Raw genomic sequence first — 7,402 nt, 5'->3', positions numbered from 1 at the left:
GAGGAGCGCCAGGGCGCGCTCGTCTACAACCCCGGCGGCCCCGGCGGTTCCGGCATGCGCTTCCCGCGCCGCGTCACCACCAAGAGCCCGCTGTGGGTCAACGCCTCCAAGGCCTACGACTTCGTCGGCTTCGACCCCCGCGGCGTCGGCCACTCGGCGCCGATCTCCTGCATCGACCCGCAGGAGTTCGTCAAGGCCCCCAAGGCGGACCCGGTCCCGGACACCGAGGCCGACAAGCGCGCTCAGCGCAAGCTCGCCGCCGAGTACGCGGACGGCTGCAAGGAGCGCAGCGGCGAGATGCTGCCGCACATGACCACGCCGAACACCGCCCGCGACCTCGACGTGATCCGGGCCGGCCTCGGCGAGAAGAAGCTGAACTTCCTCGGCGTCTCCTACGGCACCTACCTGGGCGGGGTCTACGCGACCCTCTTCCCGAGCCATGTGCGCCGCATGATCGTCGACAGCGTGGTGGACCCGTCGCAGGACAACATCTGGTACGAGGCCAACCTCGGCCAGGACGTCGCCTTCCAGATGCGCTGGAACGACTGGCAGGACTGGGTCGCCAAGAACGACGCGGTCTTCCACCTCGGCGACACCCGCGCCGAGGTCGAGGCCAAGTGGCAGGAGCTGCGCGGCAAGGCCAAGGCCAAGCCGCTCGGCGGGGTCGTCGGTCCGGCCGAGCTCATCGGCTTCTTCCAGGGCGCCCCGTACTACGACTCCTCCTGGGTGCCGGTCGCCCAGACCTTCGCGGCCTGGGCCGCCGGTGACGAGCAGGCGCTCGTCGACGCCATCGCCCCGGACATGACGGACATCAAGGGCAACGCGGCGTCGGAGAACGGCAACGCCGTCTACACCGCCGTCGAGTGCGCCGATGCCAAGTGGCCCACCAGTTGGTCCAAGTGGGACCGGGACAACAGCGAGCTGCACGAGAAGTACCCGTTCCTGACCTGGTCCAACGCGTGGATGAACCTGCCCTGTGCGACCTGGAAGGCCAAGCAGAGCACCCCGATCGCGGTCGGCGCCAAGCGCGGGCTGCCGCCCGTACTGATCGTCCAGTCCGAGCGCGACGCGGCCACGCCGTACCAGGGCGCGGTCGAACTGCACCGCCGCCTCGCCGGCTCGCGTCTGATCACCGAGAAGAGCGCCGGCTCGCACGGTGTCACCAGCCTGGTGAACCCCTGCATCAACACCCGGGTGGACACCTACCTGCTCACCGGCAAGGTCGACGCCAAGGACGTGACGTGCGCCCCGCACGCCACCCCCGTGGCCCCGGCCGCGGCCGCGGCGAAGTCCCTGTCGTCCGACGCCCCGGCCGAATCCTCGGTCCTCCCGGCGCCGGAGGAGCTCCCCGCCGTCCGGTAAGGACCGGCGGGAGCGGGCGGGAGAAGGCTCAGCGCGTGGTGCGCCGGGCCTTCTTCCGCTGTTCCTCCTCCTCGGCCTTGACCTCGGCCGCGTACCGGTCGACGTACTCCTGACCGGACAGTCCGAGGATCGCGTACATGATCTCGTCGGTGACCGCCCGCAGGACCGCCCGCTCGCGTTCCAGCCCGGCGTACCGGGAGAAGTCCATCGGCTCGCCGAAGCGGATCGTCACCCGCCGGATCTTCGGGATCTTCTTCCCGGGCGGCTGGATCTCGAAGGTGCCGACCATCGCGCAGGGCACCACGGGCACCCCGGCCCCCAGGGCCATCGCCGCCACCCCCACCTTGCCCTTGTAGAGCCGGCCGTCGTGCGAGCGCGTCCCCTCCGGGTAGATGCCCAGCAGCTCGTCCTTGGCCAGCACCGCCAGCCCTTCGCGCAGAGCGGCCTGCCCGGCGTCCTTGCCCGACCGGTCCACGGGGATCTGCCCGGCGCTGCGGAAGAAGGCGGCGGTCAGCCGGCCCTTGACCCCGGGGCCGGTGAAGTACTCGGCCTTCGCCAGGAAGGTGATCCGCCGCTTGAGGATGGCGGGCATCAGGAAGTGGTCGGAGAAGGAGAGGTGATTGCCCGCGACGATGGCGGCCCCCTCGGCGGGGATGTTCTCCAGACCCTCGATCCGAGGTCTGAACAGCAGCCGCAGCAGGGGGCCGAGCAACACGTGCTTGAGCAAGTGGTAGAACACCAGGCCGCTCCTGTCGATATCCCGTTGTCACCGCCATTTTACGAACGGTGAGGCCCGGGGCGCAGGGGGCGGGAAGGGTCCTTCCTCAGACATTGCGAGTTGCGGCCATCCCGGCGGTCAGCAGCCCCAGCACCACCCAGCCGAACCACAGCCAGCCGTTGCTGCCGAGGGCCACGGAATACGCGGCGACGGCCACCAGAGCGGCGAAGGTCATGACGCACATCGCCTTAACGGATCCGGTCATGCCCCATGGTGGCGCGCGAAGGCGGTGTCGCGCTACCGGCCACGCGCTTGGAGCGAGGCGAGATACGCGTTGTATGCAGCCAGCTCCTTGTCACCACTGCGGTCCTCGGCCCGGTCGGACCGCCGCGCGGCCCGCTGCTCGGAGTGGTACCACTGGTAGACGAGGGCGATCAGGACCAGCACCGAGGGGATCTCGCTGAAGGCCCAGGCGATGCCGCCGCCCCACTGCTGGTCGAGCAGCGGGTCGATGCCGAGGGACGTCGGCGGGTTCGCGTACGTCTTGATCATCGGCTGGCTCGCCATCATCAGGGCGATGCCGAAGAAGGCGTGGAAGGGCATGCCCGCGAACAGCTCCAGCATCCGCATCACGTAGCCCGGCCGGTGCGGGCCCGGGTCGATGCCCATGATCGGCCAGAAGAAGATGAGGCCGACGGCGAGGAAGTGGACCATCATCGCGATGTGCCCGGTCCGGCTCTCCATCAGGAAGTCGAAGAGCGGGGTGAAGTACAGGGCGTAGAGGCTCGCGATGAACATCGGGATCGTGAAGGCCGGGTGGGTGATCACCTTCATGTACCGGCTGTGCAGCAGCATCAGCAGCACCTCGCGCGGCCCCTTGTGCCCGCGGGCTGCGGGTGCCAGCGCGCGCAGCGCCAGCGTCACCGGGGCGCCCAGCAGCACCAGGATCGGGGTGACCATGCTGATCACCATGTGCTGCACCATGTGCACGCTGAACATGACCATGCCGTAGTCGTTCAGCTTGGTGCACATCACGAGGAGCACGGTCAGCACGCCCACGGTGAAGGCGATGGTCCGGCCCAGCGGCCAGGAGTCCCCGCGCCGGCGCAGCCGCAGCACGCCCCACCCGTACAGGGCGAGTCCGACCAGCGAGGCGGTCAGGAAGAACGCGTCGAAGGAGAACTCCAGCCCGCGCCCGAGAGTGAACGGCGGCAGGTCCATGTCCATGTGCATGTCCATGCCGTGCCCGCTGTGATCCATCTGTTCACTCCCTTGACCGTGGTGCCCCACCACAGTAATGCCGCCCCCGAGCACTCTTGCGCGCGGGGGCGGCCCAGGATAGAGGGGGCGTACAAAAGGGGCGTCAGAGAACCGTCTGCGCCTCGTCGTACCGATCGGCCGGAACCGTCTTGAGGGTCGAGGTCGCCTCCGAGAGCGGCACCATCACGATGTCCGTCCCGCGCAGCGCGGTCAGCATGCCGAATTCGCCCCGGTGCGCCGCCTCCACGGCGTGCCAGCCGAAGCGGGTGGCCAGGACCCGGTCGTACGCGGTGGGCGTGCCGCCGCGCTGGACGTGGCCCAGGATCACCGGCCGGGCTTCCTTGCCCAAGCGGTGCTCCAGCTCCACGGCGAGCCGGTTGCCGATCCCGGCGAACCGCTCGTGCCCGTACATGTCGGTGCCACCCTCCTCGAACTCCATCGAGCCGGGCCTCGGCTTGGCTCCCTCGGCGACCACGACGATCGCGAACCGCTTGCCCGCGGAGAAGCGCTCGCCGACGATCTCCGTCAGCTCGTCGATATCGAAGGGGCGCTCCGGAACGACGATCGCGTGCGCGCCGGCCGCCATGCCCGAGTGCAGGGCGATCCAGCCGGTGTGGCGGCCCATGACCTCGACGACCATCACCCGCTGGTGGGACTCGGCGGTGGTCTTCAGCCGGTCCAGCGCCTCGGTGGCCACCCCGACGGCGGTGTCGAAACCGAAGGTGACGTCGGTGGAGGCGATGTCGTTGTCGATGGTCTTCGGGACACCGACGATGGGCAGACCGGCCTGCGAGAGCAGGTTCGCGGCCTTCAGCGTGCCTTCGCCGCCGATCGGGATGATCGCGTCGAGGCCGAGGTCCGCGACGTGGCCGCGGGCGCGCTCCACACCGTCGCGCAGGTGCGCGGGCTGGACCCGGGAGGAGCCGAGGATGGTGCCGCCGCGGGCGAGGATGCCGCCGACGGCGTCGAGGTCGAGCTTGCGGTAGTCCGCTTCCAGCAGGCCCTTCCAGCCGTCCAGGAAGCCGATCACCTCATCGCCGTGGTCGACCACGGCACGGTGCACGACGGAGCGGATGACGGCGTTGAGACCGGGGCAGTCGCCACCGGAAGTGAGCACACCTATGCGCATGGCAGGAACGGACCTTTGCAACGTGGGCCGACGACCGGACCACGTCGTCCGGTTGGAACTACGGCCACCCTACAAGCGGTGGAGAGGTGGACTGAACCATCCTCCACATGCTGGTCGTACTCGTCGTACGAAACCACGTCGGCCCGGTTCCCCCTAGGGAAAACCGGGCCGAACACATGATGCGGGGGCCGCCCCGATGAGCGGTCCGCAGGGGCGCTACGCGGGCTGCGTCGCGGCGGCGATGCGCTCCGCGCGCAGCGCCTCGTACCACCGGTCGTCTATGGCCGGCAGCGCGTTCACATCGAGGGCCAGCTTCAGCAGCAGGTCCGCGATCTGCGGGTTGCGGGCCATCACGGGACCGTGCATGTACGTGCCGAACACCGTGTCGTTGTACGCGCCTTCGGTGCCGTCACCGGTGCCGTTGCCACGGCCCATGGTCACCCGGGCGAACGGCTTGGCCGAGGGGCCGAGGTGGGTCACGCCCTGGTGGTTCTCGAACCCCGTCAGCTGCGGCAGGCCCAGGCGCGGGTCGATGTCCCCGAGGACGTCGCCGACACACCGCTCGCCCTCACCGCGCACGGTGACCACGTCCAGGAGGCCGAGGCCCTCCTGGCGCTGTCCCTGGTCGTTGACGAACTCCTGGCCGAGGATCTGGTAGCCGGCGCAGACGGAGAAGACGATCGCCCCGTTCGAGACGGCCCGCTCCAGACCGCCGTCGCGCAGCAGGCGCTCCGCGGCCAGGCGCTGCGGCCGGTCCTCGCCACCACCGATCAGGTAGATGTCGCCCGAGGTGGGGATCGGCTGGTCGCTGCGCACGTCCACGCGCTGCACGTCCAGGCCTCGCTGGCGCGCCCGGCGCTCCACCACGAGGGCGTTGCCCTGGTCTCCGTACGTGCTCAGCAGGTCCGGGTAGACCCACACCAGACGCAGGCTGTTGTCGCTCATGCTCTTGTCCTTTATGGGTACTAGTTGCCGACGCGGCGGCGCACGTCCTGGAAGGCGGTGTAGTTCGCGATCAGCTCGATCTGTCCGGGCGGCGCGAGCTGCACGGCCTCGTCGAGGGTGTCGCACACCCGGAACTCCAGGCCCGCGACCTCCAGGCGGACCGCGAGGTCCAGCTTGCGGTCACCGATCACGAAGATCGGGTGACCGGCCAGCCGCGGGTAGTCCACGTCCCACAGCCAGGAGGTGTCGGTGCCGTCGGCGCCGCGCGCGTTCACCGAGAGGATCACCGGGGTCGGCGGGGGATCGATCAGCGAAAACGTTTCGAGCCAGCCCGCCGGGTTCTTCGCGAGCAGCAGCCGCAGCTCACGGCCCTGGAAGTGCACCACGTCGTAGCGGCCGGCGACGGCCTGGACCTGGTACATCCGCTCCAGCGCGACCTGCGGCGGGACGCCGAAGACGGCGGCCACGGCGGCCGAGGTGGCGGCGTTGGCCTTGTTGGCGCGGCCGGGCAGCTGGAGGTGGATCGGCCAGGCCGACCCGTGCGGGTCCAGGACGTGGTCGCCGGAGAGCACCCAGGTCGGGTTCGGACGCCGGAAGCCGCACTCGCCGCAGAACCAGTCGTCGCCGGGGCGCTGCATGACGCCACCGCAGGAGGGGCACGACCAGGCGTCGTCCTTCCACTCCTGGCCGGCCGCGACCCACACCACGTTCTGGGAGGAGGAGGCGGACCACACGATCAGCGGGTCGTCGCAGTTGGCGACGATGACCGCCTTGGAACCCTGGAGGCCCTCGCGCCACTTCTCCGCGAGCATGCGGGTCTCGGCGGCGCGGTCCAGCTGGTCGCGGGAGAGGTTGAGCAGGGCGATCACCTTGGGGGTGACGTCCCGGGCCACTCCGGCCAGGTACTTCTCGTCCACCTCGATGACGCCGTACTTGGCGTCCGAGCCACCGGCCAGCGCGGAGGTGATGCCGGCCGGCATGTTGGCGCCGAGGGCGTTGGAGACGACCGGACCGCTGGCCCGCAGGGCCTCCGCGATCAGTCGGGTCGTCGTGGTCTTGCCGTTCGTCGCGGAGACGAGGACGACATCGAGATGTTGCGCCAGCGCGGCGAGAAGATCGGGGTCGAGCCTGAGTGCGACCTTGCCACCGATCACCGATCCGCTTCCGCGTCCCGCGGCCCGCGACACCGCCGCCGCGGCCTTGCCCGCCGTCACGGCCAGCTTGGCCCGCGGCGAAAGCGGCTCCGTGTTGCCTGCCATCGTCCCTTGTCCTCCTTGCGTCGGTCGGCCCCAGCCTATCCAGTACCGGCCGGAGCCTTGACCGCGGCGCCCCCGCACCGCCTCGGATCTGCTCATATAGTCGCCCGTCGTAGGCTTACCGCCATGCGACAGCGCCCCATCCCCGGTACCACCGGCCTCGTCCGCACCATGAGCCTGCTGGGTGATCCGGTGCTCCACTCCGCGTGCGCGGAGGTCACCGCATTCGGCCCGGATCTCGACCGGCTCATCGAGGACATGTTCGCCACGATGTACGCCGCCGACGGGGTCGGGCTCGCCGCGAACCAGATCGGCGTGGGACAGCGGGTGTTCGTCTACGACTGCCCCGACGACGAGGACGTCCGCCACGTCGGGCACATCGTCAACCCGCGGCTGGTGACGGCCGACGGGGACGAGTTCCTGGGGCCCGAGGGATGCCTGTCCCTGCCGGGGCTTGAGGCGGGCACGACCCGCTTCGACCACGCGGTGGTGGAAGGCGTCACGTCGGACGGGGCGGCGGTGCGGATCTCGGGAACGGGGTTCTTCGCGCGGTGCCTTCAGCATGAGTGCGACCACCTCGACGGGACGGTGTACGCGGACCGCGTGACGGGACTGCGGGCCCGTCGCCTGCGGCGGGCCATCCGGAAGACCTCCTGGGGGGCCGAGGCGCTGCGCGGCTAGGCCGTCTCTTTCGGATCTTGCCGGGCCCGCGACGCCCGGCACCGCGCCCGG

The 7,402-nt window shown here is 70.1% G+C and carries 8 protein-coding genes; 2 read left to right on the top strand and 6 right to left on the bottom strand.

Annotated features, from left to right (window positions below):
• A partial coding sequence (locus tag ACWGIU_RS23790) for an alpha/beta hydrolase (RefSeq protein WP_453708867.1) occupies positions 1-1,362 on the top strand: 1,362 nt, incomplete at its 5' end.
• Positions 1,363-1,390: 28 nt separating this feature from the next.
• Here ACWGIU_RS23790 and ACWGIU_RS23785 read toward each other — a convergent pair.
• The 6 genes from ACWGIU_RS23785 to ACWGIU_RS23760 form a co-directional block, all read right to left on the bottom strand.
• On the bottom strand, positions 1,391-2,101 hold the full coding sequence (locus tag ACWGIU_RS23785) for a lysophospholipid acyltransferase family protein (RefSeq protein ID WP_453708865.1): 711 nt from the start codon (positions 2,099-2,101) through the stop codon (positions 1,391-1,393).
• 85 nt (positions 2,102-2,186) lie between these two features.
• Positions 2,187-2,345, bottom strand: a complete 159-nt coding sequence (locus tag ACWGIU_RS23780; RefSeq protein ID WP_030719054.1) for a hypothetical protein — start codon at positions 2,343-2,345, stop codon at positions 2,187-2,189.
• A gap of 32 nt (positions 2,346-2,377) precedes the next feature.
• Positions 2,378-3,340, bottom strand: coding sequence for a cytochrome c oxidase assembly protein (locus ACWGIU_RS23775; RefSeq protein WP_453708863.1), 963 nt, complete (start codon positions 3,338-3,340; stop codon positions 2,378-2,380).
• Positions 3,341-3,443: 103 nt separating this feature from the next.
• Positions 3,444-4,469, bottom strand: coding sequence for a 6-phosphofructokinase (locus ACWGIU_RS23770; RefSeq protein ID WP_453708861.1), 1,026 nt, complete (start codon positions 4,467-4,469; stop codon positions 3,444-3,446).
• Positions 4,470-4,685: 216 nt separating this feature from the next.
• Positions 4,686-5,414, bottom strand: coding sequence for a type 1 glutamine amidotransferase (locus ACWGIU_RS23765; RefSeq protein ID WP_453708859.1), 729 nt, complete (start codon positions 5,412-5,414; stop codon positions 4,686-4,688).
• A 20-nt stretch (positions 5,415-5,434) separates the two neighbouring features.
• Positions 5,435-6,673 (bottom strand): MurT ligase domain-containing protein, encoded by a 1,239-nt coding sequence (locus ACWGIU_RS23760; RefSeq protein WP_453708857.1) that lies wholly within the window; start codon positions 6,671-6,673, stop codon positions 5,435-5,437.
• Positions 6,674-6,796: 123 nt separating this feature from the next.
• Here ACWGIU_RS23760 and def point away from each other — a divergent pair, with 123 nt between their 5' ends.
• On the top strand, positions 6,797-7,351 hold the full coding sequence (def, locus tag ACWGIU_RS23755) for a peptide deformylase (protein WP_453708855.1): 555 nt from the start codon (positions 6,797-6,799) through the stop codon (positions 7,349-7,351).
• Positions 7,352-7,402 lie beyond the last annotated feature (51 nt).

The organism is Streptomyces sp. NPDC054840 (assembly GCF_053611065.1).
This window is presented reverse-complemented; position numbering and strand designations above follow the sequence as displayed.

Excerpts from the sequence above, each read along its gene's own strand:
- ACWGIU_RS23780 (WP_030719054.1), bottom strand. The coding sequence starts at position 2,345 with ATGACCGGATCCGTTAAGGCGATGTGCGTCATGACCTTCGCCGCTCTG.
- ACWGIU_RS23775 (WP_453708863.1), bottom strand. The coding sequence starts at position 3,340 with ATGGATCACAGCGGGCACGGCATGGACATGCACATGGACATGGACCTG.
- ACWGIU_RS23770 (WP_453708861.1), bottom strand. The coding sequence starts at position 4,469 with ATGCGCATAGGTGTGCTCACTTCCGGTGGCGACTGCCCCGGTCTCAAC.
- ACWGIU_RS23765 (WP_453708859.1), bottom strand. The coding sequence starts at position 5,414 with ATGAGCGACAACAGCCTGCGTCTGGTGTGGGTCTACCCGGACCTGCTG.
- ACWGIU_RS23760 (WP_453708857.1), bottom strand. The coding sequence starts at position 6,673 with ATGGCAGGCAACACGGAGCCGCTTTCGCCGCGGGCCAAGCTGGCCGTG.
- def (WP_453708855.1), top strand. The coding sequence starts at position 6,797 with ATGCGACAGCGCCCCATCCCCGGTACCACCGGCCTCGTCCGCACCATG.